Genomic DNA, 25,203 nt, shown 5'->3' with positions numbered 1-25,203 from the left:
ACCGTGATCGAACGAGCACCCTTTAACGATCTTGCTAGTTTGAGTAGCAGAATTCGTCCACATGAAGAGGTACCGATACTTCTGGAGAATATCGACCCGCAGGTTCATGTCAGTCTGCTGGACCGGGACCAGCCATATTATCTGGTCTGTGAAAAAGACACTGTGATCGTTCTGTTGTCGGGATCGGCAAAGGTCAATTTCCGTGACTCATCCGTCAACTGGTTCGATATGAGGCCAAGCGATCACGTCTACGTTCCGGCATGGACGCCGCACCGGATCATGCTCGGCGAGGCCGGGCTATATTATCGCTACAAGGCTCGTGAAGCGGGTGTCGAGGGCCTTTTGTGGTATTGCGACTCCTGCGGTTCACCGGTGCATCAGCAGGTCTGGAGGACAGGATCGGAACTGCCGTCGAGCGCTTATGCCACTGCGATAGAGGCGTTCAATGCCGATGAAGACGGCAGGCGCTGCAAGTCGTGCGACATAGTTCTACCGCCCGTCGATCTGGCTGATCTACGCTGGGCCGAGAGTGCGGCAGGTGAATAGCGCGATGACCTCCGTTGTGGTTGAGCGGAAGATCCAGGCTGCGATCGACACCATGCTGTTCACTTTTTGCCGCCAAGACGAACAGGATTTTTCGCAGTGGAGCGCGGGTGCGCATGTAGACGTGGAAATCGCGGCCGGACTGACGCGGCAATATTCCTTATGCGGCTCCACCGAAGACGTCAGCCGATTGACGATAGCGGTCCAGCGCGACGCGAAGTCGCGCGGAGGCTCGGTCGCCATGTGCGATGCAGTCAATCTGGGGGACACATTGCAGATCAGCGCACCCCGCAATCATTTTGAACTCGATGGCGACGAGGCTCCGATTTTGCTGCTTGCCGGCGGAATCGGTATAACCCCGATTTACGCGATGGCCGCCGAGTTGAGCAGGGCGGGCAGGGGATTCGAGCTGCATTATTTTGTGCGAAGCAGGGAGCGAGCCGTATTTCTCGATGAAATGACATCGGGAAATTTCGCTGCAAGCTTCTCACTGCATCTAACCCGCGATCGCGCCACTACTCTCACGGACGTAGAAGAATTGCTCGACAACAGGCCTGCTGAGGCGGGCTTATATTTTTGCGGGCCGGATGGCTTCATGTCGATGGTCAGCGACGTCGCAGCCAGGAAATCCTGGCCGGCGGAACGCTTGCATAAGGAATTTTTCACTCCTCCGGCCGACGCACTCGCCCAACAAGGGGAGTCCCGCCCATTTTTGTTGCGCCTCGCAACGAGCGGGCGGGAACTGCCGGTTCCGGCTGATAAGACCGCGCTCGAAGTTCTGCGGGCTGCCGGGGTGCCGGTCCCGAGTTCCTGCGAACAAGGCACATGTGGTACTTGCGTCGTCAAGGTCCTGGACGGCGTGCCCGACAATCGCGATCATTTCCTGAGCGAGTATAATAAAAAATCCGGGAAGCGCGTGGCATTATGTGTGTCCCGTGCTCTATCCGAGACATTGACTATCGAGTTATAAGCAGGGTTAGTTGTTCAGGCCGGACATTCGATAGACCGGCCTATGTCCGAAGCGGCGCGAGCTTGCGTAGCAGCGTCGGTGGTTCGCCGATCGGCGGGAACGCGTCAATCATCAAACGACGCCCCCCTTGTATCCGCTCGTCTGGCCTTCACTTACAGGTGTTCCAGACTTGGCGCCCGACAGACAGCTATGCCCCGTCCCCCCCGCCGGCCAGCTCATGTCGCTCCAGGTGCTTGGGTGAACGACAGCTCCAGCCGGCAAAGCAGTAAGCGTGGCCTGAGCACCACAGTTAAGCGGCTTGGGCGACGTCTTGCTGGCTTGGATGCCAGTTCCAGGGCATGAGCTCATTCCAACGAGTAGCGGGCCAGTTGCCAGCGATCTTTTCGATGACATCGGCGATGTAGGCCTGCGGTTCGATGCCGTTGAGCTTGGCGGTTTCGATGACGGAATAGATGGCGGCAGCCCGTTCGCCGCCAGCCTTCGATCCGGCAAAGATCCAGTTCTTGCGGCCGATCGCTATCACATGTTCATTCTGCCCATGTCGGGCAGATGGTAAAGTTTCATTACCGTTGGCATCCATATTACGGCGGCCGTTTTCGGTATGAAGGCCGCGAGGATCGGGCCAGTGGTGCGATTGTCCGGGTAGAGATCAGGCCGGGCGAGATCATTCAGGTTTCGGAGTGGATGCTGGATAGGGCGTTTTGCGCTGGTATGGCGATGGGCGAACCGCGGATTGCGGTGACTGGCCTCGTGGAGCTTCATAGACTGCTTACCGATCGCGGTTTCAGGCAGACTTCGTCGGATGGTCTCACCCCCATCCAGGAGGCGCCCTGTGAAGGCATTACCACCACCCTCGACGTTACCGATGCTGGCCCGTCAGTTGAGCATGCCGCTCGATATGCCGCAGATTCGGGGCCTGACCGACGCGGAACGCAGCACGGTCGTCGCCAGGTTGGCGACCCTCCTGATGGCGGCGGCCGGCGTCGCGGCGAAGGAGCCGAGCGATGACGGGCAATAATCTCATTCCGGCCACGGTGCTTAATCGCAAAGCTGTCGTCTACGTTCGGCAGTCCACCCCGGGCCAGGTCCAGAACAACCTGGAGAGCCAGCGGCGTCAATATGAACTTGTCGATGTTGCGCGCCGCTGGGGGTTCCGTGATGTCGAAGTGATCGACGATGACCTCGGCCGTACCGCCAGTGGCGCTGCCGACCGCCCTGGTTTCGAACGACTGGTGAGCGGCCTGTGCACAGGTATGGTTGGTGCGGTGCTGTGCCTGGACGCATCGCGCTTTTCCCGTAATGGTCGAGACTGGCATCACCTTCTGGAACTGTGCGGCCTGGTGGAAGCGCGCGTGATCGATCTCGATGGCGTGTATGATCCTTGTCGACCGAATGATCGCTTGTTGTTGGGCATGAAGGGCAGCATCAGCGAGTTTGAGCTCGGCATTTTGCGAACGCGCATGCTCGACGCGGCGCGCGCCAAAGCACGACGGGGGGAACTGCGCCTCAGTGTTCCGATCGGCTATATCTGGCACCGCGATTATGGTCTGGGGTTTGATCCTGATCTTCGGGTGCAGGAGGCTATCCGCTTTATCTTTTCGCGCTTCCGCGAGCTTGGTAGCGCCCGCCAGGTGCTGATTTCGCTCACCGAGGACAATTTCCATTTCCTCCGTCCTTCTGACGGGCGCAAAAGAGTGTCCTTCGATTGGGTGCCGCTTCGCTATCGGAGCGTCATTTCGATCCTGAAGAACCCGTTCTACGCTGGGGCGTACGCCTATGGCAAAAGTGAGAAGCGGACAGAGATTGTCGATGGCAGGGCTCGCAAAAGCTACGGCCACGGCAAGCCATTTGGAACGTGGGAAGTGCTGCTCCAGGAGCATCATGAAGGCTACATTGATTGGGCCGAGTTTGAGAGGAACCAGAGCCTTATTGCCGTCAATACCTTTGCAAAGAAAGGCGGCATCAAATCGGGTCGTGGCGGCCAGGCTTTGCTTGCTGGTCTGCTCACCTGTGGCCGATGTGGAAGGCGATTGTCTGTTTCCTATAGGGGGCGGCCAAGCCATCCCTATTATCAATGCAAAAGTATCAACCAAATGCTGGCCAAACCCCGATGCATGACTTTTGGCGCGTCTCGGATCGACCCTACTATTGGCAAAGAAATACTGAGCGCCGTAACGCCAATGGCAATCGAGGCCGCAATGGAAGCTGACCGGGTGCATCGGGATAATCTGGAAGAGCGACATCGCATGATGGAGCTGGACTTGCAGCAAGCGCGATACGAGGCATCTCTTGCTGAACGCCGCTATGCCGCTTGCGACCCTGACAACCGCCTGATCGCTGCTCAACTTGAGAAGAGTTGGGAATCCGCGCTTAGGCGCGTGGAAACCTGTGAAGCTGCTTTGACGCAGGCAAGACAAATCGACGCGGGCATCCCAATCCCCGATTTCGCTGGCATTGCCACTGACTTGGAGGCTGCTTGGAGCGCACCAAACGTCGATACGCGGTGTCGCCAGCAACTCCTGCGCACTCTCGTGACTGATATCGTTGCCGATGTTGACGAAGAGCAACGTGAAGTCATTTTGACGATCCACTGGAAAGGTGGTCAACACTCTCAGCTGCGTAGCGACTGGCAGCAGGACTATGCGGAACAGGCCCGCCAGAGCCGCCGTGTCGCGCCAATGGCTGTGGGGGAATAGGGGTGGATATGACCGATGAGAATGCTGTGATGTTGACTGGCGACCGGCTCATCTACATGGCGAACCAAATCGCGCGGAACCTTGAAACGAAGGGGCGGGACGAGGCTGTGGCCGCGACTGTTGACCATATCGCCCGATTTTGGGACCCACAAATGCGGCGGCGGATTGTGGAACTGGCGGCTGAAAGGCCTGATACGCTGTCACCGATCGCGGCGGAGGCCGTACGCCGAACCCGCGCTTGACCGGCAGGCTGCGATTGTCGCCGCGGTACACATTTCGGTCAGATCGGTGATGTGTTCACGATCGTCGCCACATGACGCCGTCCGTCAAATAATCCTCACCGCCGCCTGAACTCTTTCCTGAAGGTCAGGTTGTCGCGTTCCCAATCTCCGACACTGCGGCGGCCGCGGTCAAATGCACAAGCTGCATAGGGTCAGGAGATCAATCGATACGGCCGGCGGCCGAAAGCCCTCTCCAGTGAGATCGGGAAACGTGCTTTATTCCGCTCCCAAGATCGCCAGGGCGGCCTCGATGACCGATTGCTTGTCCCGAACATGCAGCGCCCCGCCGCGCCGCTCGCTCCCACTCTGAACCTCGTCGTTGACCAGCGCGGCGACCAGCATGAGCAGCATGATGTTAATCCGGTCGTTCAGCCCTTTTTTGCGCGGCAGTCGCCGCCGCAGTTCACGAATGCAGGAGGCCGTGCCCGCATCCTTCCGGAACAGGCCGGACGGGAGCAGGCTGTTGCTGTGGTGGATCATCAGCATGGCCACGAAGCGGGTATGGCTGCGTGCAGCGTCGGTAGGGAGAGCAGGTGGTGGCGCGGGCGTGGCCAGCAGCTCGACCAGGCTGCGCACGCTCGGTTCGCCTGTCGCCTTCATAGCCGCGAGCGCCGCCAGACGGTGCTGGCTGAGCGCGGTGACCGCGTCATCGATCAATTCGTCGATCAGCCCGGATTTGGATCCGAAATAATAGTTGACCAGCGTCGTGTTGCGATAGCCCGCCGCCGCCATGATCTCCCGCGTGCCGACCGCGTTCAGCCCGCCTTCGGCAAACAGCGCCACCGCCACCGCCTTGATATGCGCGCGCTTGCCCTCCCGCTCCGGCGCTGCGGGGGTGGGGGGTGGGGCCTTGAGGAGGGGGGCGTCTATCGTCATGCCTCTTCCTCATAGCGGCCAGCGATTGACTCGACAATGCAGCTGCATTAGAAATTTCATGCAAGTGCATTAAAACCGCAGCCCTCCCGTCAGGAGCGAGAGCGCGGAGGAAAGGATGATCTGATGCTGGACCACCGCCGTGACGAGGAAGCCATTGTCTGGGCAGAGGCGCAGATGGGCGGGCGGGTCGTCGCGCGGGAGCGGCAGAACAGGTGGCGGCCGCACTGGACGCTCGACATGGACCTGGGCGTAGGCGGGGTGAAGAAGGTGCTGCTGCGCGGCTACCGCAATCCCGGCTATACCGAGATGGATCATAGCGGTTCGCGCGCGTTCCTGGCGCGGGAGGCGGACTTCCTCGCGGCGTTGCAGGACGTTCCGGTGAAGCTGCCGCGCTATTACGGGCAGAACCGCGACCTTGGCTGGATTCTGATGGAATTCCTGCCCGGCGAGACCGAACTCACCGCGCTGGAGGATGCCGACCGGCGCTTCACGATCTATAGGCAATATGTGGAGGAGCTGGCGAAGCTTCATGCTTATCCGCTCGACCGCATCGCCCTACCGAAAGTGGATGATGAAGGGTTTCAGAGCGATTTTATGCGTGTCGGCGTCGTTGATGGCCATCGGCAACGCGCATGCGCAGACTGCGCAATCCGCCGGACAAGCCGCCGATCAGGGTAATTCCTCACTCGACGACATTGTCGTTACCGCCCAGCGGCGCACGGAGCGATTGACGGATGTCCCGATCGCGATCACGGCGGTCACCAGCAATCAGCTATCGGGCGCCGGCGTCGCCGCCACGCAGCAGCTCGGTCAGGTCGTGCCGGGTCTGCGCCTCGACCTTTCGGGCGGTTTCTCCCAACCGACGTTGCGCGGCGTCGGCAGTTCCGTCGCGGGCGCCGGCCTCAATGCATCGGTGGCGACCTATGTTGACGGCTTTTATCGGCCGAGCCAGCTATCCAACAATTTCGACATCGCGGATGTGGAGTCCATCCAGGTGCTGAAAGGACCGCAGGGCACGCTGTTCGGAAAGAATGCCACGGGCGGAGCGATATTGGTCACGACGCTGGAGCCGACCTTTATCCCGTCACTCGACGTCAAGCTCAGCTATGGCCGCTTTAACGAGATCCGCACGTCGGCTGTGGCGTCCACCGGCATCACGGACACGCTGGCGGTCGGCTTTTCGGTCCAGCACCGCCGTAGCGACGGGTTCCAGTATAATCTGTTCACTGGCCGGAACGCCGACACCGCCGACAACTGGAACGCGCGCGCCAAGCTTCTGTTCAAGCCCACCTACACGCTGTCATTCCTGCTGACCTATGAGCACACGAGCATCAATGACAACTCGTCGGCGACTTACAGCGCCTATCGTGGTTACTCTCTTGCCAACGATCCTGCGGTCGTGGAGGCGCTGCTGCCGGGCACGCCGCTGCCGGTCGTCATCCCGCAGGAGCGGGGCATCGTGAATCTGAACGCGCCGCTCGCCTTCCGGGTCAACGCTGACGGAATCACCCTCCGCTCCCGGCTGGAGCTGGAAGGCGCCACCGTCACGTCCTACACAGGTTATCGCGACGAGAAGGTGCTGATCTCGCAGGATTATGACGCGACGGACCTGACCCTGTTCCACGGCGTGTTCCCGCCGGAGGAAAAGACCTTTTCCCAGGAACTGAACGTCGCGTCCAACGGCAGCTCCCCGCTGCAATATGTCGCGGGCCTGTTCTACTATAACGACAAGTCACGCTACCCGAGCTATCTGGCGACGTTTAACGGCGCAGCGCCGCTCAACGTGTTCGATGCGACCAACTATGCCGTCTCCTATGCCGCTTTCCTCGACGGCACCTACAATTTCAATGACAAGATTTATCTCACATTGGGTGCACGGTACAGTATCGACAAGCTGCGCGACAGATTCGCCGCATTCCCCCCGGCGCCCTATGATGGTGCCACCCGGACGTTCCGCGCCTTCACCCCACGCGCCGTGCTGCGCTACGCTATCGACCAGAATACCAGCATCTATGCCTCGGCCAGCCGCGGCAACAAGTCGGGCGTGTTCAATGCTACCGGCTTCAGCAAGGACGCCGTCGAGCCGGAACAGATCAACGCGTTCGAGGTCGGTTTCAAGATGTCGCGCCCGGGCGTGCGGTTCGAGACGTCGGCGTTCATGTATAATTTCAAGAACCTGCAGGTGAACCGCTTCACCAACACGGCATCGATCCTGGTCAATGCGGCCAAGGCGCGGATCTATGGCGGCGACTTCCAGCTGTCCGTAAAAGTCGCCGAACCGCTGCGCATCGAACTGGGGGGGGCCTATACCCATGCGCGCTATCAGGATTTCTCCGATGCACCCACCTATCTCGGCACCGGCTTTCCCGGCGATCCGATCCGCACCGCCAGCGTGGACGCCCGCAATTTTCAGATGACGCGCGCGCCCGACTGGACCGGCAACGCGGCGATTACCTACGAAACCGATCTGGGCGGCGGCCGCTTCCTAGCGACGGCGAGCTATTACCGCACCTCGCACTTCTACTTTGACGCGGGCCACCAGACAGAGCAGAAGGGCTATGGGCTGATGGCGGCTCGGGTGAACTGGACGACACCGGACGGGCACCTGACCGTAGGGGTGTATGGCGAGAACCTGACCGACACCAAATATCTGGCGCAGGTGCTTCAGGAGCCGCAGGCGATCCTTCAGCAATATGGTACGCCGCGCACCTATGGCGTGGCGCTGGAGGTGAAGTTCTGACGCTAATGCGCGATGTGCTGAGAAGTATTACGCGGCCCGGGGGTTGCTCGGGCTGCGTCGCCGTTGCGGTGACCCCAATGAAACTGCCGATAGCCGTTTACCGCATGCGTCAAAGCGAGCACTTCGACCCAAAATCACCTAATCGACGATCCTGTTCTCGCTAAATAGAGAAGTCACTATCTGTGCCATATAGAAATGTCCCACCTGTGAGTACAGCAGGGGCTGCGTGGAGCCATCGACACAGCGCAGCGCAGCCCCTGCTGATGCGCTGACCTGGGGGTAGTAGACCCATGGACCCACTGCGTTAGCAGTGGGCACGGTCATGTCCTCTGTACGAAGGCGAGCGTGCCGCGTTCGCGCAACGCCTCATCACTGAGCCGGGGACCACGCTTGAGCTTCGAGCCACCCAGTGTGCGCCGATCGATCTTTGGTGGCGGGTCTGGTTCGGGGAAAATATGCATAGGCTGGTCACGGCGGGCAGGGGCGTCGTTGTTGCGCTTGCGGTGATGCGGCATCATCGCCTGCATTTGTCTGGCCAGCAGCAAGGCTGCGTCCAGATGCTTGTTCTCTACAATCGCAGGTTGATTGACCTGCCGCATCTTGTCGAACTGGCGATAAGGCAGCACATGGCCCTCATGCTCGATCTCCAGTCGGCCGTCGGGATATTCGCAGACCGTGACCCGCTTGCGCGCCAGTTTTTGGCTGACATCGTTCGGCTCCAGAATGAACATCGCTTTGTTGTAATGCAGCGTCAGTGCCGCCGTCACCGTCCGCTGCTCACGCCAGACCATGATCGAACGCAGATCGTCATGCAGGGCGAGGGGGCGGTGCAGATCGCGAGCATCGAAGGCGGGGCGGGCGAACCGCTCGTTGTGCCGGGCCATATAGCTGTCGAGAAAGGCGTTGGCGTCCTCGATCGATGAAATGCCTTCCAGGCGCATCGCTTTGACCAGGCGATCCTGCAAGGTGGCGTTGGCCCGTTCGACCCGGCCCTTGGCCTGCGGCGAGTTGGCGCAGATGATCTCGATGTTCAACGCATCCAGCGCCCGCCCGAAATGGGTCATGCCATCGCCATTGGCTGTGGGCCTCGGATTGCGGAAGACAGTGTGTTTGTCGGAATAGAAGGCCACAGGCTTGCCGTGCTGTTCGATATACTCGCGCGTCGCTTCCATATAGGCGAAGGTGCTCTCGCTCTCGACCATCTTGAGATGCATCAGCTCGCTGGTCGCGTCATCGATATAGACGAGCAGGGTGCATTGCGGCCCGCGATCCTCAAACCACCAATGCTTCGAGCCGTCGATCTGGATCAGTTCACCCCGACAGTCCCGCCGATAACGCGGTTGATACGGGCGAGGGCGACGGGCATCGCGATCTTTCCAGAGCCCCGCTTTTATCATGAATTGGCGTAGCGTCTCGGAGGCTAGGTGGATATCGTGCCGCTCCGCCAGATACTCGCGGGCCAGGGTTGGCCCGAAATCATGATAATGCTCGCGCACGATCGCGACGACGCGCTCGCGGAAATTGTCATCATACCGTCGGTTGCTTGGCCGGCCACGCTTACACGAGACCAATCCTTCGGGACCAGCTGCATGTAATCGTGACAGCAGCCGAAATATCTGCCTTCGGCAAAGGCCCAATAGCGCTGACGCATCCTCAACACGCAGTTCGCCGCGCTCGACCCGCAGCAGCGTATCGTAACGGGAAAGCTCGCCGTGGCTCATGCCAATCACCATCATAAGCGCCAACTCCTGAATCAGGAGATGACCATGCCACCGATGAGCCGCGTGGTGACGTCGAGAGTGACATCTCTAACTAGCGGAGGGGTGACATTTCTATCTAGCGCTTACAGATCCTTTAATCGATAATAAGCATTATGTCTAATCCAGCGCTCATCGACGACCAGTTAAGCGGCGCTATCATCTTACTACTCAGGCCGGAGAACAAATTCGTTGAGCATCCTGATGAATCAGACATCCATCACTCTGGAGGCCCTGAATGGCGGTCGCACAAGGACAACCCACGTAGTCTCGGCGCGCCAGTGATCGAACAGACCGGATTTCACGATGATGTTCATCGGCCATGCGCGGCTGGATACTTTGCTACTCAGCGAGAAATGGATCGGGCAGATTTGATGCCCGATCCTTGAACACGGTGAACCTGTCACCTCAACGCTTTTGCGCACCGCAACATGCTGATCCTGTCAGGCCTCCAGCTGCTTTTCGAGGTCGCCCAGCACGCGATAACAATCGAGTACTTGGGCCACCGAGCTATTAGGCTCCCGGCCCTCGCGGATAGCGGCGATAAATTCGCGATCCTGCAGCTCGATGCCGTTCAAGGACACATCGACATGGCTGACATCGATCGGCTCTTCCTTGCCGTTCACCAGATCGTCATAGCGAGCAATGTAGGTCGCGGTGTCACCGATGTAGCGAAAGAAGGTGCCAAGCGGCCCGTCATTGTTGAACGACAGCGACAGGGTGCAGATCGCGCCCTTCTCGCTCCTGAGCTGGATCGACATGTCCATCGCGATGCCCAGTTCAGGGTGGATCGGCCCCTGGATGGCATTGGCCTGAACGATCTTGCCCGCCTGATAGGCGAACAGATCGACGGTGTGCGCGGCGTGGTGCCACAGCAGATGGTCGGTCCAGCTACGCGCCTCGCCCTTCGCATTGATATTCTTGCGGCGGAAAAAATAGGTTTGGACGTCCATCTGCTGGATGTTCAGTTCACCCGCAACGATCTTGTTATGCACATATTGATGGCTGGGATTGAAACGGCGGGTATGGCCGACCATGCAGACCAGGCCCGTCTCCTTCTGCTTGGCGACGACCGCCTCGGCATCCGCCCAGCTGTCGGCAAGCGGAATTTCGACCTGAACATGCTTGCCCGCCTCCATGCACGCAATCGCCTGGGATGCGTGCATCTGCGTGGGGGTGCAGAGGATTACGGCATCGACATCGTCGCGAGCCAGCGCATCGGCCAGCTCGGTCGAGCTGTGCCTAGCACCATATTTGGCGGCGACCGCCTCGGCCTGTTCGCTCCTGCGGCTGATGATCGACACGATTTCGACGCCGTCGATCTTCTTGAGGCCATCGAGATGTTTTTCGCCGAACGCGCCGGCGCCGGCCAGGGCTATACGCATGGGATACTCCTTGAAGCTGAAAGTCAGGCGACGGGTTCGAGCACGATATGCCCGACCGCGGTGTTGGAAGCGGGAACGTGATAATGACGATGAAGCGCTCGTACATCGCGGCCCAGTGCGCCGCGCATGATCAGCCACATGACCATTTCGATCCCCTCCGATCCGGTCTCGCGCAGATATTCAATGTGCGGGATATGGCGCAGCCGCTGCGGATCGTTGACCAGGTCGTCAAGGAAGCGATTGTCCCATTCCGCGTTGATCAGGCCGGCGCGCGGGCCCTGCAACTGGTGGCTCATGCCGCCCGTGCCCCAGATCTGCACGTTGATGTCCTCGGGGTAGCTTTCCACCGCACGCGCAATCGCCTCGCCCAGCGCGTAGCAGCGATTGCCCGACGGCGGCGGATAAGTGACGACATTGACCGCCAGGGGCACCACCTTGCACGGCCAGGCCGCAGGTTGGCCGAACATCAGGCTCAACGGCACGGTCAGGCCATGATCGACGTCCATCTTGTTGACCATCGTCATGTCGAATTCGTCCAGAATGCACGACTGGGCGATATGCCAGGCCAGATCTGGATCGCCGATCACGTCGGGCACCGGGCGTGGCCCCCAGCCCTCGTCCGCGCTCTTGTAGCGTTCGGCGCAGCCGATTGCGAAGGTGGGGATGAAGTTCATGTCGAAGGCGGTCGCATGATCGTTGAAGACAAGCACGACGACGTCGGGCTTCTCCGCCGCTTCCCATGCCCGCGTCCAGTCGAACCCGGCGAAGCAGTCTTTCCAGTAGGGTTCCTGCGTGCGGCCATGATCCATTGTCGCGCCCAGAGCGGGAATATGGCTGGAGGCTACACCTGCCGTTATGCGGGCCATCAATAAGGGTCCTTCTTGGAGCGCAAGCCGACCGGCGAGCGGCCGCCAGCGATCATCATCGCCTGATAATCTTCCGCGCTCATGCCGGTCATCGTGCCGACCGCCTGCAGGAAGCTGATTTCGTCAGTGAAGAAAATCTTGGCGAGAAAATAGATGTTGCCACCCTCATCCAGCGCGGCATTGTAATCGCGATCCAGCCCATGCGTCAATTGGCGTGCTGGGCGCAGTCAGCGTCGCCACCGCCTGTCTGATCGAAGGGTCGCCCGCAGCGGAGGTGGCTTCCATCCCTGACGGCCGCTCCAAGACGCTGTCGGTCGAACACCCCACGGGCGAAACGACCTGCGTCATGAAACTGGACGACGAGGGCCTGGTGACCAGCGCAGCAATGTTGCGGACCGCCCGCAAGCTGATGGACGGAGTAATATTCGCATGACCACCGATACTGCCCCGCGCATCACGAGCTGGCACGCCGCCCCGTCAGTCCCCGCCTTCACCCCGCCCCCCGGCGCGGTGGACGCGCATTGCCACGTGTTCGGCCCAATGGCGCAATTTCCCTTCAGTGCGAAGGCGAAATATCTGCCCGAGGATGCCGGGCCTGACATGCTGTTCGCGCTGCGTGACCGGCTGGGATTTTCGCGCAACGTCATCGTGCAGGCCAGCTGCCATGGCACCGATAACAGGGCCACTCTGAACGCCATCGCCAGATCCCAGGGTAAGGCGCGTGGCGTCGCCGTGGTCGATCCCGCCATCAGCGACGCCGATCTGGAGGCCCTGCACACCGGCGGCATTCGCGGCGTGCGTTTCAACTTCCTCAAGCGACTAGTCGATGACGCGCCCAAGGACAAGTTCCTGGAAATCGCGCGCCGCATCCAGCCGCTCGGCTGGCACGTCGTGATCTATTTCGAGGCCGATATTCTAGAAGAACTGCGCCCCTTCCTGGACGCCATTCCCACGCTGGTGGTGGTCGATCATATGGGCCGTCCCGATGTTACACAGGGACCGGGCGGCACCGACATGAAGGCGTTTCGCGCGCTGCTGGACAGCCGCGACGACATCTGGACCAAAGTGACCTGTCCCGATCGGCTCGATGCCAAGGGACCGCCCTGGGACGACTTCGCCAATGCCGTTCGCCCTCTGGTGGAAGATTATCCCGATCGCGTCCTGTGGGGCACCGACTGGCCGCACCCCAATATGCAGGACGCGATCCCCAACGACGGCGCACTGGTCGACATGATCCCGCGCATCGTCCCAACCGCCGCGCTTCAGCAAAAGCTGCTCGTCGATAACCCGATGCGCCTCTACTGGCCCGACTGCTAGGGACGGTCTTTGTCGTCGGCACGAATCCGGCACAGGTGACGAAGATACGCGCTACCCCGTTCGCCTCTTCCGCCCCACCCTGCCCGCCCAAGTAACGTTGTCATGGTCGGCCACGTTGACGTTGACAAAAGCGTCGCCCCCGCTTCCTCGTTCCAGCCGAAGATCGTACCGGGGCACTGCGCCGCCAGTAACCTGGTGGTCGCCTTCCCACGGTCACTTGGCCCTGCCGGTGACGATGGCGGCCACCTTCAATCTGCATCGCCTATTCTGCCGGCACCAGCTCGATCGCCATGGCAGTCGCTTCACCGCCGCCGATGCAAAGGCTGGCGACGCCGCGCTTGAGGCCGCGATGCTGCAACGCGCCCAGCAATGTCGCCAGTATCCGCGCGCCCGATGCGCCGATCGGATGGCCGAGCGCGGTTGCCCCGCCATTCACATTCAGCTTGTCCGCCGGAATGCCCAAATCCTTGGCGGCGATCATCGCGACCACGGCGAAGGCTTCGTTCACTTCGAACAAATCGACATCTTCCACCGACCAGCCGGCCTTCTCCAGCACCTTGCGCATGGCCGGAACCGGAGCGGTGGTGAAGGCGGCAGGTTCATGGGCATGCGCGCCTGTGGCGACCACGCGGGCGATGACCGGAAGGCCCAGCTTGTCCGCGACGCTCTGCCGGGCCATGACGAGCGCGGCGGCGCCATCCGAAATGGACGAAGCATTGGCGGCCGTAATCGTGCCGTCCTTGGCGAAGGCGGGCTTGAGCGAGGGGATCTTGTCCGGGCGCGCCTTGCCAGGCTGCTCGTCGGTATCGATGATAGTGTCGCCACCCCGGGCCGATATCGTAACCGGCGTGATTTCCTGGACGAACGCGCCGCTGGCGATCGCTTCATTGGCGCGGGACAGGGAGCGCAGTGCATAGGCATCCTGATCGGCGCGGCTGAACTGATAATCGCGCACGGCTTCCTCGGCGAAGACGCCCATCGCCTTGCCGGGTTCATAAGCGTCCTCAAGGCCATCCATCATCATCGTATCGATTATCCGGTCATGACCGATACGCGCGCCGGCACGATGCTTGGGCAGGGCAAAGGGCGCGTTGGTCATGCTCTCCATGCCCCCGGCAATGATCACGTCGGCGGCGCCTGCGCTGAGCGCCTCATGCGCCATGATCGCGGCTTGCATGCCTGAGCCGCACATCTTGTTGACGGTGGTCGCCTCCGTATTGAGGCCAAGCCCGGCACCCAGCGCCGCCTGCCGCGCGGGCGCCTGACCCAGTCCGGCCGGCAGAACGCAACCCATATAGATGCGATCGACCGCATCGGCGGCAACCCCTGCGCGCTCGACGGCGGCTCGGACGGCAGCAGCGCCCAGGTCCGTGGCCTTTAGCGGCGACAGTGCTCCCTGAAAGCCGCCCATGGGTGTCCGGGCATAGCCAGCGATGACGACAGGATCATGTGACATGACGTGAACTTCCTTCAAAGACGGCGCGCTATGACTATGCGCTGGATGGCGGATGTGCCCTCATAAATCTACCGTTTAATCCCCGGAGCACGGCGATCACCAGAAGCATCATACCCAAGGCACTGATTTCGAGCGGCAAATTTGCCGATAGGCACATCCGAATGCCATTATAACACCATTTCTTGCCCCTGCGTTTCGGACGCTGAGGACCGGTTCGTCCGTGACGACACCCTGCCCGGCGGCGCAGAGTGTTCTACTCAATGCCCAGCCATGCGGGCGATCGTGGTGCAATGCCGTCGACAAGTTGATTAACGCCGATGGCATGCCAGCCGATCCGGCTAAAAATGGATGCACTGACCGCGGCCCTGCTGCCGCTGATCTGCCTTCCAGGCCAATTTGGTCTTGGAAAAATAGCCGACCCCGGGCGGAACGCAATCAGGTGGGTGGATAATCTATCGCCTCAAGGTGGGGCGTCATCGCATCCGTTATGGCCTGTTCTCTGGCATGACGCGTCGCATATAGGCGTCGAATAGTGGCACGGTAAAAGCGGTTTCTCCATGCGCGGGGCTGTAAAGCATGCCCTTGACGATCAAACTGCTGCGAGTGGGCGCGACGCTCGACACTTTTACATCCATGGATTCGGCAACATCCCCTGATCGATGCGGGCCCGGGCCGAGATCCGCCATGGCCCGAAGATAGCGCTTCTCGCCCGGGGTCAACCTGTCAAAACGCACCCTGAAGAAGCTGGCGTCCAGTTCGGCCAGCGCGCTGGCTGTCGCCGCTTCGATATCCTCAGCCGTAATCGGCGAAGCATCCGCGACATCCCATCCATGCTTTCCCCACTCCTGGAGGAAATAGGGATAGCCTTGTGTCTGCGCGATTATTTTGTCCAGGGCCGCCGCCTCGATTGCCTCCTCTTCACGCTCGATCGGCAGGCGGATGGCATCTCGGGCAGCGTCACTATCAAGCGGCCCAACGGCCACAAATTCGAACAGACGCTCGGCGTAGGACTTCGCCCGCCCCATCTGCCCAAGCAGCTGCGGGAGCCCAGCGGCAAGCATCGTCACGGGCAATTGCTTCTGATTGGCGCGGTGAAGCGCGCTGATCAGCGCCGCCAATTGTTCTTCCGGCACATATTGCAGCTCGTCAATGACAAGGACAACCGCGCTTTTGCGCTCTCTGGCCGCTTCACCCACCGCGACGATCAGGTCCGCAAGATCCGCTTCCAGATCGCCGCTATCGGCGAGGCCAGGTTCAGGTTCGAAGTCCAGCGCGACTTCCAGGTCGTCATATTTGACCTTGAGCTTGGCAAAGCCGGCTAACGCCTGAAGCGCACGCTTCACTCCTGCAGACGCCTGTTTCACCCGGTCAAGCCGCAACAGGGATGCTCGTAATGCGGGGACAAGTATGCCGGGCAGTGACCGGTTCTCTGGTGCCTCAATCGCTACGATGACCATTCCCTCGGCCTCTGCTGCGTCTCGCATGGTCGATAGCAGCACGGTCTTGCCTACCCCGCGAAGACCATAGAGGATGCTGGGGCGGGCTGCCCTACCCATGCGGATTCGATCGAGAGCGACGGCATTGCGCTGGAGCAGAGCGCTGCGCCCTGCGAGTTCGGGCGGCGGTGTGCCAGCGCCGGGGGCGAACGGGTTCCTTCGAGCATCCATAGCAATGTTATGGCAGTTTATCGTTTTTTTGTAAACTGCGGTAACACCGCTTGAATTAGGACGGCCTGGTGATCGCTCCTAGACTTAAGGCTGCCTGCCGATGCAGTGCGCCCAACCAGACGTCATACCTGTCTCGACCTTACAACAAGGCCCATGGGATCGAGTAATTTGAGCGTGTTGGTATATGTAAAATCACTGCGCTTTGCAGCAGTTGCTGCTCTGTCCACATTCTCGCTGCAACGAGAATGTGGAAAACAGAGACTTATTTCAGCTGGTTGTTCGCGTGACTTGCTGCAGACCGATTACGAGAACCTGCAGGAGAGATCCATGCCCCTAGGCGATGCTCTCATCAAGCTCGACATTTTCATTCTGCTTCGCTCCCGCAGACTTTTCCTCGTCCGATACGTTGAGCAGTCGCCAATCTGTGGCCTTGGGCACGATGCCCTCGAACGACATAAGTTTGGCGTGCGGGATGCCAGTACCTGTGCCGATGGCGGGCTCACCCCTCGCAACAGCTTGCGCGGCGCGATACATCAAGGTTCGGAAGGTAAAGATCGCCTTGTCGCTCGATCCAAGCCGATCGTCGCCGCGGTCGGCGATCTTGCCCATCGATTCCCACATCGCCATGTCCTGCGCCGGGATGCCGTAGATGCCGGTGAAGTCACCCAACTTCATCGCTTCGCGATCCTGGAGATAGTTGTTTTCGAAGGTGCGGGTCTTCTTGAAAGTAATCGGCTCGACATCCTTGCCGATTTCGGCCCCGCAGAACTTGCGCCACGCATCCTGGGATATGCCTTTTTCAGGATGCCACGCAACCCAATAGAACATCACGTTCTCGTCATCGACCGGCACCAGCATCTGGCTGAGATGATATTGGTCGTTTGACGGAATGTGGACAGTATAAGGCGCGACGAAAAGGGTCATGCGGATATAATCAGTAGAGTCCGCATCGACGATCGGTTTGCGAATCGCTACATAGCGGAAACCGAAAGGTGTGCGCTGCACCTCAATACGAGGCGCCTTATCGGCGGTAGGACGCAGCCAGGCTGTTTCGGTCGCGGTCGAGCCACTCACTTCGGTCGCGGTCGGCATGTTGCTCGAATGCAGGCTGCTGCTATGAGCGGAATCTATCGAACCCTCCAGGACCTGCGCCCAGTTGCACGCTCCGTGCATCTTGACGATGCTGATCTTGTCGTTGGGCGCGACGGCCCAATTAGGCGGGTCGAAGGGCGTGACATTATCGGGATCGCCCATCCACACCCAGACGAAACCGCCGGATTCCTCAACGGGATAAGCTTTGGTCTTCATGGTGCTGCGCAGCTTCGCGTCGATCGGTTCGGACGACATATCGACGGCGTTGCCGTCTACATCGAACTTCCAGCCATGATAGAGGCACCGCAGTCCGCATTCCTCATTGCGGCCGAAAACAAGGGATGCGCGGCGATGGGGGCAAAACTCATCCAGCGCGCCGACACGGCCATTGGTATCGCGGAACACGACCATATCCTCGCCCAACAGGCGAACGCGCAACGGCGTCCCGTCCGGTTCGGCCACTTCCTCGATCATGCAGGCGGGCAGCCAGTGTGCACGCATGATGCGACCCATTGGTGCGGTGCCCTCAACGCGGCAGAGAAGGTCGTTCTGTTCAGGAGTCATTATTCCGCTTCTTCCTCGCTATCGCTATATACCGGGCAGCGCCTCGTCCCCTGGTGACGCCAGCTTGCAAATACTTCTACATGGATGTAACCTTCAGTTCAACCCCCGGCGCGGGCAAGGGAGCAGAATGAACGCAATCAACCTTGGAATCATTGGCCTCGGCCGGGGCTTCATGCTCACCCTCCCTGCCCTGAATGCACATCCCGGCGTCCGGCTGGCCGCCGCTTTCGACCTGCGCGCCGATGCCCTGGAACGGTTCGCTCAGGATTATGGGGGGACCACGCATGGCACTATCGAATCGCTGCTGGCAGACCCATCCATCCAGGCGGTTTACATAGCGACCCCGCATGAATTGCATGCAGAGCAGACGATCGCGGCGCTGCGCGCGGGAAAGCATGTGCTGGTCGAGAAGCCCATGGCGACATCGGTCGCGGATTGCGGAGCCATGGCGAGCGCCGCCGCCGCCGCCGGGCGCGTTCTGATGGTCGGCCCCAGCCATGGCTTCGACGAGCCGGTGCGGCAGGCGGCGGCGCTGGTGGCCTCTGGCCGCTATGGCCCGGTTCGGCTGGTCACAGCCTTCAATTTTACAGATTTTCTGTATCGGCTGCGCCGTCCTGAAGAATTGGACAGCGGCCGGGGCGGCGGCGTCGTCTATAGCCAAGCCGCGCACCAGATTGACGTTGTGCGACGCATCATCGGGCGACCTGTCGCCTCCATCCGCGCTGTCACAGGCAACTGGGACGCCGATCGCCCGACCGAGGGTGCCTATGCTGCCTTCATGACGTTCCAAGGCGGCGCGGCCGCTACGCTCACCTATAGCGGCTATGGCCATTATGATAGCGACGCCCTGCTGGGATGGGTGTCGGAATTAGGTCAGGTCAAGGACCCGGCTCGGTATGGCGATGCGCGCCGGGCTCTGGCCGCGCTGACGGTCGCCGATGAAACGGACGCGAAGCTCGCGCGAACCTACGGCGCGCCGGGTGGCGCGCTGCCACCCTCAGCGCCGCACCACGAACATTTCGGTTTTGTTCTGGTCAGCTGCGAGCGGGCGGATATCAAATTGCTGCCCACCGGATTAGAGATTTACGCCGATGATGTGCGGGATCTCGTGCCCATCGCTCCGCCGAAGCTGGCGCGGGCAGCGGTTATCGATGATTTCGCGGAAGCCATTCTGTCGGGCATCAACCCCGTCCACGACGGGCAATGGGGCCTCGACACGGTAGCCTGCTGCGCTGCACTGATCGAGTCGAGCCGCCGCGCGACCGAACTGGATCCTCGATCGATGATCGCGGATTTTGCGCAGGGCAAAGGCATGAGGCCTTAGTCTACTGCTTGCCTGCCCCGATCAGGCGACTGCATCGCCCCCGCTCCTCGCGCGACTGAGGCGCCCCTCCAAGACGCCGGATGGGCGGGCGTTGCATCTGTCCGCACCCATATCGCCCAGCCCGAAATCGCTGGGCTGCGACGCTGCTGGGCAAGTCGTCATCTATTGCAGTTTCTTCTATAACGATGCATATTGGGGGCAAGATACATACGCTGGGGGACGGCATGTGCGAGTGAAGACTTGAGCATCGCGTTGCGAGCCGATTGATCGAGTCCATCTCCATTTTCTGACACCGTTTTTCAAATTGCATTGCCAGCCGGTTCTAGCTTTGGGAGATTATCGATTGACCCACCTTCTGCACATTAAGACAAGCATCTTTCATGATGAAGGCATGTCAACGATTTTGACCGATCAATTTGCTGGACCCTGGCTGGCGGCCGACAGCAGCAATGTGGTAACCATCCGTGACCTGGCATCCGCGCCAATCCCACATCTCGATATTGATGGCTTCAAGGCATTTGTCTCGCCGCCGGACATGCGGACGCCAGCGCAGTCGGCCATTGTCCAGCAGTCCGATATTTTGATCGCTGAACTGCGGGCCGCGGACATCGTTCTTATCGACGCACCAATGTACAACCTGTCGGTTCCTTCTGGTTTGAAGGCGTATCTCGACTATATTGTCGGCGCCGGAGAAACGTTCCAATATTCGCCCACCGGCCCGATAGGACTGCTGCCTGGCAAGACGGCAGTAATCGTTTCCACTCGCGGGGGGATTTATGGTCCGGATGACGACCTTGTTACCGCCTACCTCTCTCAAATATGCCGCTTCGTCGGATTCTCGGACCTGCACTTCGTCTATGCCGAAGGATTGGCCCTGGGCGAGGGTCCGCGGCAGGAAGGGATTGAGGCTGCGGAAAAACAAATTCTTGCGATCCTCGACACGTTGAGCGTCTCGACCAAATCCAATGACGAGATGCTGGTCAAATAACATAATCTCTCATTACGGATGAAAATGGAGAAGATCATGGCTGATGCGATAGAGCTCTCTAGACAGGTCGATAATCCGGATGTCCAGGGACCATTAATTACATCGATACACCATTTGACGATCAGGGCCGCGATGCCGAAGAAACGCGTCAGTTTTACGAGGATTTTCTCGGATTAGAACTGACCGGGGCATTTCCAACTTCGGTTGATCCTACCGGCAAGCCGGTCGATGCGCTCCATCTGTTTTTTCGAATGGCGGGCGGTGACTATCTGTCCTTCTATGATGTAGCGAACGAGGATCATGCTAACAGGTTCGATACTCTGACCCCTCTCGATTTTCATCTGGGCATGAAAGTCGCGACGCAAGGTGAGATGGAGGAGTGGATGGGCCGCCTTGAGAAAGCAAATATTCAAGGCATTGGGCCACTCGATCATGATTTCGTACGCTCTGTTTACTTCAAAGATCCCAACGGAGTCATGCTCGAGATCACCTACGAGGTTGCCGAGCACGAGAGCATTCTGGACAGGGAGCAGGCGCACTCCAAGGAAGCGCTTGCCGGATGGACAGTCAAAACCCAGGAGCGCAAGCAGCAACATCATAATCCATTCAGTTTGACCCGGTAACGATTTAGAGGATCAAGGCCATGACGACGGAAATCTCTGCATTGTCTGGGCAAAATCTGGATAATAAGGCTGGCCAGATGGCAAGATTGCTAATTTCTATGCAATTGTCCGGCATCAGCAGATCGCTACTTGCAAATACCTCTATAGCGATGTATCTAGAATTTGTCCGTCTGAAGCAAGGGGTACTCGGAAATAATTCGATGCCGAAGATTTGGAAAAAGGTCCGGATAGTTGGTCATAGCTTTTCGCGTAAACGCCATGATCTGATTGAAAATCTGACTTTTAACGCTTGGCTCCATGTGTCGGACGTTCCCTCGACTCGAAACTGCGTGATCAATCTAGACAGGTAGGTGTGGCTATGTAGATAAGATCGGTGCCATGACGATCGATCCGCAATCGGCTGAAATGAGCGGTGCAAAGTGAGCTGATCGGTGTTATGCCTGAATAAAATCTATTATGTGTCGTCAATATAGGCTGTTATTTAGGTATTGGCGCGGTACAATTAGTATCACGATTGTCCGCGTGAAATATAGTTCTCTTAACAGATAGAACTATCAATTACAGAACGCTTAATTAAATCTAATAAGCGTCAATCGTCATTTGGCTGTATAAGTAAACCGGCTTTATGATATAAAATGGGAGGTTTTAAATGACCAAGTGCCTTAGCGATGCGAAATACCTTGGAGCCGTTTCGCTTTTGGCGTGCCTTGCGGCGCAGCCGGCGGTTGCACAGACTGCCTCTGCTGGTCGCGCGGACACCGGCAGCGGAGGGCAAGTCAGCGATATCATCGTGACGGCCCAGAAGAGGAGCGAGAATGTTCAGCGCGTACCTGCTGCGGTGACTGCGCTCGGTGGCGAACTGCTTGTGCGGTCGGGCGTCTCGGATCTGGTTGCCGTGCAAAATTATGTGCCTTCAGTACGGTTCCAGACGCAAGGTTCGGCTGTCGAAATTTACATCCGCGGCATCGGGCAAACCTTCGAGGTTCCCAATTCCGAGCCGCCTACGGCGTTCAACTTCAACGGAATCTATCTCGCGCGCGAGCTTGCGAGCCAGCCGATGTACGATATCGCGCGGGTAGAAGTGCTGCCGGGGCCGCAGGGAACGCTTTATGGCCGAAGCGCCCTGGGCGGCGCAGTCAACATCATCACGGAACGCCCCTCTGATTCCCTTGAAACCAAGGGTGTAGTGGAATTGGGCAATTATGATCTGGTGCATGTAACGGGGATACAGAATCTGCCGGTTTCGGATAAGATGTCGGTTCGCGCCGCGGTGGATTACACGAACCGTGACGGCTATTTGAAAACCGGAGCTGGGGCGGTGGATGCCCTCAGCGGCAGACTGTCATTTCTGATCCAGCCGACGGACAATTTTACTGCTTTCCTTTTCGGTCAGCACACCAGGGGGCGTGGAGCCGGGCAGAATTTGGTCAATAAGGGTTTCAATCCCAATACTTTCCAGATCGACCGAGAATCATTCCTGAAAGACGACCCCTGGGACGACAGGCTCGATGCCCAGTATACCGGTCTTTCAGGTCCCGTCCGTGCAGTTCCGAAACGCTATAATGGCACGATCCTGGGCGGTCAGTTCGATTTGGATGTTGGCGACGATGCGACCATCACCTTCATACCGTCCTATGGTAAGCTTCGCTACCACGACATATTCTATATCACGGCGCTTCTTAATGACCTTAGTTACGATCTGGAGCAATATTCTGGTGAATTGCGGGCCAGCGGCAACACGGGCAATCTAAACTGGGTCGTAGGTCTAAATGCGTATCGAGCGACCAATTCGGTAAATCAGAGGCTGTCGCTGGGCCCCATTCCACTTAACTTCTACGATACCACCAATCGTTCAAAGGGTCTCGGCGCTTTCGTGCACCTAACGTACAGCCTAAGCGACTCGCTTCGTCTGCTCGCGGGCGGCCGGTATAGCGATGACAGCCGTAAAGGGTTCGGCCTGGCGACCGACTCTGCCGGGCTGAATACGATCCCCTGGGAGAACGCTGTCAGCTCCAGTCGTTTCGACTGGAAGGCGGGTATTGAATATGATGTTGCGCCGCGGGTGATGGCCTATGCCATTGCGCAGAGCGGGTATCAGCCGGCGACATACAACGCGGCTCCCAGCACTCCGACGGCCAGCGCCCTGGTAGATGCTCCGACTATTACCGCCTTTACTGCCGGTTTGAAGGGCCGGTTCCTGGATAACAAGCTGCAGGTCAATACCGAAGCCTTCTACTACATATATAAGGGACTGCCGCTGCAGGCATTCGATCTCCAGCTCCAGTTGAACGCAATCTTCAACGCTGAGCGTGTGGAGATTTATGGTAATCAGCTCGACGTGGTGTTCCAGCCGACCGCTAACGACAATCTGAAGCTCTCGGTTGGTTATCTTCATGCTCGCCAGACGGATGCCGTTACACCATCAGGCCTGGATGTTAGTGGGCTGCAGATGCAGAACGCGCCTGACTGGACGATAAGCGCGGGCTATTCGCACGACTTCCAGTTCAGCGGCGGCTATCTGCGAGCGGCCGTTGACAGCCGGTATGAATCATCATTCTTCGGGGACTATCTGCACACCGTCGGCGCCAGGCAAAAGGCGTATACGATGACCAACGCGTCACTGACATTCAACAGCAACGACAAGTGGAGCATTGGTGTCTGGATCAAAAATATCGAGAATGAAGCTGTGCAGGCGTCAACGGCATCCGGCGGTATTCCGGGGCCCGTTGCTGCAGCGCTCCAGGCGCCGCGCACGTTCGGCCTTCGGGCGACGTTCGGCTACTGATATCCGGCCATGAGTGAAGCGATCGCGCCATTGCCCGACAGGCTGACGTGATCGCTTCAACCTGGGCACCCCTATCAACGTGCTGCCCGGCGATGACAACGGGCTGACGAGAGCACGAGGTACGTCGTCGTCGGTCTGAGCGAGCCGTTTTCGGCTGTTCCTTGCCGGGGAGCGTTCGCGCCGGGCGCAGCTATTCCATGGCGGCACGCCGTTCGTGGAAGATCAGGCGGTCGATGTTGTAGACCAGGTTGGCGAGGCCGATCTTCACCTCGGCGCGGCGCAAGCCGATGGTGCGGATGAACAGCCCCATCTGGTCCTTCTGCCGGGCAAAGACGTGTTCGATGCGGGCGCGAACGGTGGAGCGTTTCGCGTTGGCTGCAGCGGTGTGGGGCGACATCGGCTTGCCCCTGGGCTTCTTGCGATGGATGCGGCTGACCCGGCCCATTGATTTCAGCCAGCCCTCGTTGGCGCGGCTGCGATAGGCGGTGTCGGCCCAGACGTCGGAGGCGGTGTTGTCGCGCGTCACCACGTCGCGCAGCATCCGCCCGTCGAAGCGCGCGCCATCGGTGACCTTGCCGCGACGGATGAAACCGTAGCGCCGGCAGATCGCGATGCTGCTCTTGTAGCCGAAGCTGGGGATGGCGATGTCGATCCCCGGCCGGCCATCGGGCAGCGCGCGGGCCTTGGCGAACTTCAGGGTCCAGCGCGCATCCGTATCCTTCTGCGCCGCCCTGGCCGGCTCGTCCGGCCAGATCTCCGCCGCGCTCCTGCCCGCCTTGATCGCTTGCCGCTCGGCTGCGGTGTTGCGCTGCTTGGGGGCAGCCACCAGCGTGGCGTCGACGATCTGTCCGCCCATCGGCAGATACCCCCGCTCACGCAGGGACCGGTCGAAGGCGGCGAACAGCGTGTCGATCGCGCCGGCGCGGGTCAGCTTCTCGCGGAACAGCCGGATCGTGTTCTCGTCCGGCGTGGCTGCACCAAGATCGAACCCCAGGAACCGCAGCCAACTCAAGCGATCACGGATCAGGAACTCCATCCGCGCATCGCTCACCGTGTTCTGCGCCGCCAGGATCAGCACCTTGAACATCGCCACCGGATCATAGGGCGGCCGGCCGCCCTTCGCGCCGTTGCCGTATGCCAACGCCTTCTCCAGCGCAGGCCGGAACAGCTCGAAATCCACCACCCGCGCCATCGTCTCCAGCGGGTCGCCGCAATCCGACAACCGCTTCAATTGGTCCGATAGTCCGAACAATCCCGCCTGACGCATCCACAG

Annotated in this window: 20 protein-coding genes and 4 pseudogenes; 14 read left to right on the top strand and 10 right to left on the bottom strand. The window is 59.6% G+C overall.

Features of this window, described 5'->3' with window-relative positions:
* The first annotated feature begins 3 nt into the window (after positions 1-3).
* Both sphantq_RS22750 and sphantq_RS22745 read left to right on the top strand, forming a co-directional pair.
* The gene (locus sphantq_RS22750) at positions 4-546 is read left to right on the top strand and encodes a hypothetical protein (protein ID WP_272800590.1); all 543 of its coding nucleotides are present in this window, start codon (positions 4-6) and stop codon (positions 544-546) included.
* A gap of 4 nt (positions 547-550) precedes the next feature.
* Positions 551-1,513, top strand: a complete 963-nt coding sequence (locus tag sphantq_RS22745; protein WP_272800589.1) for a PDR/VanB family oxidoreductase — start codon at positions 551-553, stop codon at positions 1,511-1,513.
* A gap of 289 nt (positions 1,514-1,802) precedes the next feature.
* On the opposite strand, the pseudogene sphantq_RS22740 reads toward sphantq_RS22745, so the two are convergent.
* Positions 1,803-2,033 (bottom strand): annotated as a pseudogene (locus sphantq_RS22740) (transposase domain-containing protein); the annotation flags it as partial.
* Positions 2,034-2,345: 312 nt separating this feature from the next.
* Here sphantq_RS22740 and sphantq_RS22735 point away from each other — a divergent pair.
* The 3 genes and pseudogenes from sphantq_RS22735 to sphantq_RS22725 all read left to right on the top strand — a co-directional run bounded on the left by sphantq_RS22735 (position 2,346) and on the right by sphantq_RS22725 (position 4,451).
* A complete protein-coding gene (locus sphantq_RS22735; protein ID WP_272800588.1) occupies positions 2,346-2,531 on the top strand; it encodes a hypothetical protein in 186 nt (61 codons plus the stop codon).
* Positions 2,518-4,134: pseudogene (locus sphantq_RS22730) on the top strand (recombinase family protein); the annotation flags it as partial. The gene sphantq_RS22735 and the pseudogene sphantq_RS22730, both read left to right, overlap by 14 nt.
* A gap of 83 nt (positions 4,135-4,217) precedes the next feature.
* Positions 4,218-4,451, top strand: a complete 234-nt coding sequence (locus sphantq_RS22725) for a formate dehydrogenase subunit delta (protein ID WP_272800587.1) — start codon at positions 4,218-4,220, stop codon at positions 4,449-4,451.
* A 255-nt stretch (positions 4,452-4,706) separates the two neighbouring features.
* On the opposite strand, the gene sphantq_RS22720 is transcribed toward sphantq_RS22725, so the two are convergent.
* Positions 4,707-5,366, bottom strand: a complete 660-nt coding sequence (locus sphantq_RS22720; RefSeq protein WP_272800586.1) for a TetR/AcrR family transcriptional regulator — start codon at positions 5,364-5,366, stop codon at positions 4,707-4,709.
* A gap of 123 nt (positions 5,367-5,489) precedes the next feature.
* Here sphantq_RS22720 and sphantq_RS22715 point away from each other — a divergent pair, with 123 nt between their 5' ends.
* On the top strand, positions 5,490-6,044 hold the full coding sequence (locus sphantq_RS22715; RefSeq protein ID WP_272800585.1) for a phosphotransferase: 555 nt from the start codon (positions 5,490-5,492) through the stop codon (positions 6,042-6,044).
* Positions 5,980-8,106: a TonB-dependent receptor gene (locus sphantq_RS22710; protein ID WP_272800584.1), complete on the top strand. Its 2,127-nt coding sequence runs from the start codon at positions 5,980-5,982 to the stop codon at positions 8,104-8,106. Before sphantq_RS22715 ends, sphantq_RS22710 begins: the two co-directional genes overlap by 65 nt.
* Positions 8,107-8,426: 320 nt before the next feature.
* On the opposite strand, the gene sphantq_RS22705 is transcribed toward sphantq_RS22710, so the two are convergent.
* The 4 genes and pseudogenes from sphantq_RS22705 to sphantq_RS22690 all read right to left on the bottom strand — a co-directional run.
* Positions 8,427-9,827, bottom strand: a complete 1,401-nt coding sequence (locus sphantq_RS22705; RefSeq protein WP_443021562.1) for an ISNCY family transposase — start codon at positions 9,825-9,827, stop codon at positions 8,427-8,429.
* A 479-nt stretch (positions 9,828-10,306) separates the two neighbouring features.
* Entirely contained in the window at positions 10,307-11,248 is a 942-nt protein-coding gene (locus tag sphantq_RS22700; RefSeq protein WP_272800583.1) for a Gfo/Idh/MocA family oxidoreductase, read from the bottom strand.
* 23 nt (positions 11,249-11,271) lie between these two features.
* Positions 11,272-12,114 carry a class III extradiol dioxygenase subunit beta gene (locus sphantq_RS22695; RefSeq protein ID WP_272800582.1) on the bottom strand — a complete coding sequence of 281 codons (843 nt, stop codon included), beginning with the start codon at positions 12,112-12,114 and terminating at the stop codon, positions 11,272-11,274.
* A pseudogene (locus sphantq_RS22690) lies at positions 12,114-12,311 on the bottom strand (protocatechuate 4,5-dioxygenase subunit alpha); the annotation flags it as partial. The gene sphantq_RS22695 and the pseudogene sphantq_RS22690, both read right to left, overlap by 1 nt.
* On the opposite strand from sphantq_RS22690, the pseudogene sphantq_RS22685 reads away from it, so the two are divergent.
* Together sphantq_RS22685 and sphantq_RS22680 are read left to right on the top strand one after the other, a co-directional pair.
* Positions 12,311-12,547: pseudogene (locus sphantq_RS22685) on the top strand (PrpF domain-containing protein); the annotation flags it as partial. The pseudogenes sphantq_RS22690 and sphantq_RS22685 sit on opposite strands and share 1 nt — an antisense overlap.
* Positions 12,544-13,431 carry an amidohydrolase family protein gene (locus tag sphantq_RS22680; RefSeq protein WP_272800581.1) on the top strand — a complete coding sequence of 296 codons (888 nt, stop codon included), beginning with the start codon at positions 12,544-12,546 and terminating at the stop codon, positions 13,429-13,431. The pseudogene sphantq_RS22685 and the gene sphantq_RS22680, both read left to right, overlap by 4 nt.
* Before the next feature lie 262 nt (positions 13,432-13,693).
* Here the strand turns inward: sphantq_RS22680 and sphantq_RS22675 are convergent, their stop codons facing one another.
* The 3 genes from sphantq_RS22675 to sphantq_RS22665 form a co-directional block, all read right to left on the bottom strand.
* Positions 13,694-14,887 (bottom strand): acetyl-CoA C-acyltransferase, encoded by a 1,194-nt coding sequence (locus sphantq_RS22675; RefSeq protein ID WP_272800580.1) that lies wholly within the window; start codon positions 14,885-14,887, stop codon positions 13,694-13,696.
* A gap of 485 nt (positions 14,888-15,372) precedes the next feature.
* Complete coding sequence (locus tag sphantq_RS22670; RefSeq protein WP_272800727.1) at positions 15,373-16,554, bottom strand: ATP-binding protein; 1,182 nt, start codon at positions 16,552-16,554, stop codon at positions 15,373-15,375.
* A gap of 333 nt (positions 16,555-16,887) precedes the next feature.
* Positions 16,888-18,147: a Rieske 2Fe-2S domain-containing protein gene (locus sphantq_RS22665; RefSeq protein ID WP_272800726.1), complete on the bottom strand. Its 1,260-nt coding sequence runs from the start codon at positions 18,145-18,147 to the stop codon at positions 16,888-16,890.
* 190 nt (positions 18,148-18,337) lie between these two features.
* Here sphantq_RS22665 and sphantq_RS22660 point away from each other — a divergent pair, with 190 nt between their 5' ends.
* The 5 genes from sphantq_RS22660 (at position 18,338) to sphantq_RS22640 (ending at position 23,930) form a co-directional block, all read left to right on the top strand.
* Positions 18,338-19,534, top strand: coding sequence for a Gfo/Idh/MocA family protein (locus tag sphantq_RS22660; RefSeq protein ID WP_272800725.1), 1,197 nt, complete (start codon positions 18,338-18,340; stop codon positions 19,532-19,534).
* A gap of 343 nt (positions 19,535-19,877) precedes the next feature.
* Positions 19,878-20,522 carry an FMN-dependent NADH-azoreductase gene (locus sphantq_RS22655; protein WP_272800724.1) on the top strand — a complete coding sequence of 215 codons (645 nt, stop codon included), beginning with the start codon at positions 19,878-19,880 and terminating at the stop codon, positions 20,520-20,522.
* 92 nt (positions 20,523-20,614) lie between these two features.
* Positions 20,615-21,145 carry a VOC family protein gene (locus sphantq_RS22650; RefSeq protein WP_336314466.1) on the top strand — a complete coding sequence of 177 codons (531 nt, stop codon included), beginning with the start codon at positions 20,615-20,617 and terminating at the stop codon, positions 21,143-21,145.
* A gap of 20 nt (positions 21,146-21,165) precedes the next feature.
* Positions 21,166-21,495, top strand: coding sequence for a hypothetical protein (locus sphantq_RS22645; RefSeq protein WP_272800723.1), 330 nt, complete (start codon positions 21,166-21,168; stop codon positions 21,493-21,495).
* Positions 21,496-21,794: 299 nt separating this feature from the next.
* Positions 21,795-23,930, top strand: coding sequence for a TonB-dependent receptor (locus sphantq_RS22640; protein WP_272800722.1), 2,136 nt, complete (start codon positions 21,795-21,797; stop codon positions 23,928-23,930).
* 190 nt (positions 23,931-24,120) lie between these two features.
* Here the strand turns inward: sphantq_RS22640 and sphantq_RS22635 are convergent, their stop codons facing one another.
* Positions 24,121-25,197 carry an IS5 family transposase gene (locus sphantq_RS22635; RefSeq protein WP_272800721.1) on the bottom strand — a complete coding sequence of 359 codons (1,077 nt, stop codon included), beginning with the start codon at positions 25,195-25,197 and terminating at the stop codon, positions 24,121-24,123.
* Positions 25,198-25,203 lie beyond the last annotated feature (6 nt).

The sequence above is a fragment of the Sphingobium sp. AntQ-1 genome, assembly GCF_028538045.1.
Classification (GTDB): Bacteria; Pseudomonadota; Alphaproteobacteria; order Sphingomonadales; family Sphingomonadaceae; genus Sphingobium; species Sphingobium cupriresistens.
Note: the sequence above shows the minus strand (reverse complement) of the source record. Positions and strands in the feature narration are given on the sequence as shown.

Bases quoted from the DNA above. Each gene is read 5' to 3' on its own strand.
- sphantq_RS22725 (WP_272800587.1), top strand. From the start codon at position 4,218: ATGACCGATGAGAATGCTGTGATGTTGACTGGCGACCGGCTCATCTAC.
- sphantq_RS22635 (WP_272800721.1), bottom strand. From the start codon at position 25,197: ATGCGTCAGGCGGGATTGTTCGGACTATCGGACCAATTGAAGCGGTTG.
- sphantq_RS22660 (WP_272800725.1), top strand. From the start codon at position 18,338: ATGAACGCAATCAACCTTGGAATCATTGGCCTCGGCCGGGGCTTCATG.
- sphantq_RS22695 (WP_272800582.1), bottom strand. From the start codon at position 12,114: ATGGCCCGCATAACGGCAGGTGTAGCCTCCAGCCATATTCCCGCTCTG.
- sphantq_RS22700 (WP_272800583.1), bottom strand. From the start codon at position 11,248: ATGCGTATAGCCCTGGCCGGCGCCGGCGCGTTCGGCGAAAAACATCTC.
- sphantq_RS22640 (WP_272800722.1), top strand. From the start codon at position 21,795: ATGACCAAGTGCCTTAGCGATGCGAAATACCTTGGAGCCGTTTCGCTT.
- sphantq_RS22665 (WP_272800726.1), bottom strand. From the start codon at position 18,147: ATGCGTGCACACTGGCTGCCCGCCTGCATGATCGAGGAAGTGGCCGAA.
- sphantq_RS22670 (WP_272800727.1), bottom strand. From the start codon at position 16,554: ATGGATGCTCGAAGGAACCCGTTCGCCCCCGGCGCTGGCACACCGCCG.
- sphantq_RS22680 (WP_272800581.1), top strand. From the start codon at position 12,544: ATGACCACCGATACTGCCCCGCGCATCACGAGCTGGCACGCCGCCCCG.
- sphantq_RS22720 (WP_272800586.1), bottom strand. From the start codon at position 5,366: ATGACGATAGACGCCCCCCTCCTCAAGGCCCCACCCCCCACCCCCGCA.
- sphantq_RS22675 (WP_272800580.1), bottom strand. From the start codon at position 14,887: ATGTCACATGATCCTGTCGTCATCGCTGGCTATGCCCGGACACCCATG.
- sphantq_RS22645 (WP_272800723.1), top strand. From the start codon at position 21,166: ATGACGACGGAAATCTCTGCATTGTCTGGGCAAAATCTGGATAATAAG.
- sphantq_RS22745 (WP_272800589.1), top strand. From the start codon at position 551: ATGACCTCCGTTGTGGTTGAGCGGAAGATCCAGGCTGCGATCGACACC.
- sphantq_RS22710 (WP_272800584.1), top strand. From the start codon at position 5,980: ATGGCCATCGGCAACGCGCATGCGCAGACTGCGCAATCCGCCGGACAA.
- sphantq_RS22705 (WP_443021562.1), bottom strand. From the start codon at position 9,827: ATGAGCCACGGCGAGCTTTCCCGTTACGATACGCTGCTGCGGGTCGAG.
- sphantq_RS22715 (WP_272800585.1), top strand. From the start codon at position 5,490: ATGCTGGACCACCGCCGTGACGAGGAAGCCATTGTCTGGGCAGAGGCG.